This window comes from Vibrio profundi (genome assembly GCF_043642225.1).
GTDB classification, from domain to species: Bacteria; Pseudomonadota; Gammaproteobacteria; order Enterobacterales; family Vibrionaceae; genus Vibrio; species Vibrio profundi_A.
The window spans coordinates 1-1,081 of sequence record NZ_JBHZSF010000049.1; the positions used below are offsets into that span (position 1 = coordinate 1).

3 tRNA genes and 2 rRNA genes are annotated in these 1,081 nt (G+C 43.9%); all 5 read left to right on the forward strand.

Features of this window, described 5'->3' with window-relative positions:
* Window positions 1–67, forward strand: a 16S ribosomal RNA gene (locus ACHUFI_RS22445); the annotation flags it as partial.
* A gap of 88 nt (window positions 68–155) precedes the next feature.
* Window positions 156–231: transfer RNA gene (locus ACHUFI_RS22450), tRNA-Glu, on the forward strand.
* A gap of 2 nt (window positions 232–233) precedes the next feature.
* Window positions 234–309: transfer RNA gene (locus ACHUFI_RS22455), tRNA-Lys, on the forward strand.
* Window positions 310–339: 30 nt separating this feature from the next.
* Window positions 340–415: transfer RNA gene (locus ACHUFI_RS22460), tRNA-Val, on the forward strand.
* 420 nt (window positions 416–835) lie between these two features.
* Window positions 836–1,081, forward strand: a 23S ribosomal RNA gene (locus ACHUFI_RS22465); the annotation flags it as partial.

Sequence of the window (1,081 nt, forward strand, 5' to 3'; positions counted from 1 at the left end):
GTTCATGACTGGGGTGAAGTCGTAACAAGGTAGCCCTAGGGGAACCTGGGGCTGGATCACCTCCTTATACGAAGATATCACGATAAGTGTCCACACAGATTGATACGGTTTAGAAAGTAAAAGAGACGAAGAACTCCCAAGTTCTTCAATCCAGTGTCCCGTTCGTCTAGAGGCCTAGGACACCGCCCTTTCACGGCGGTAACAGGGGTTCGACTCCCCTACGGGATACCATTGGGTCGTTAGCTCAGTTGGTAGAGCAGTTGACTTTTAATCAATTGGTCGCAGGTTCGAATCCTGCACGACCCACCATTTTCTCCACAGAAAATGTAAAACTTATGTGGGCGATTAGCTCAGTTGGGAGAGCACCTGCCTTACAAGCAGGGGGTCACTGGTTCGAGCCCGGTATCGCCCACCATTCTCTAAATATTCTTGGAAGTTAAAACTCCAAACCACTTCTTATGTTGTTGGTTGGTTTTTTCGACGCCTGCGCGGCCCGTCCGAGAGTCTTTAGAAAATGCATTCTTCGGAATACATGCTCTTTAACAATTTGGAAAGCTGACTGATTACTTAATTGGTTTTCACTTTGAAAAGTGAAATCAAACAGCTCAAGGCTGTGATTAAGTTAATCAAATTTAAAAGTTCTCAATGTTTATCTTTATTGATAAACACAACACAAACACATTCAAGTGTCTTGGCTCTTTGTCTTACTTTTTTAAAGTAAGGGATTGAGTAGTTCAAAATTGAGTCCGGCAAACACGTAATAAGAATTAACCCTTCTTATTACAACCAAAACCTTGGTGATTTATCATCAACTCGAAACTTCTTCGGGTTGTATGGTTAAGTGACTAAGCGTACACGGTGGATGCCTTGGCAGTCAGAGGCGATGAAGGACGTATTAACTTGCGATAAGCCCAGATTAGACAGTAAAAGTCTTTTGAGTCTGGGATTTCCGAATGGGGAAACCCACTAGCACAAGCTAGTATCCTGTTGTGAATACATAGCAGCAGGAGGCAAACCGGGGGAACTGAAACATCTAAGTACCCCGAGGAAGAGAAATCAACCGAGATTCCGAAAGTAGCGG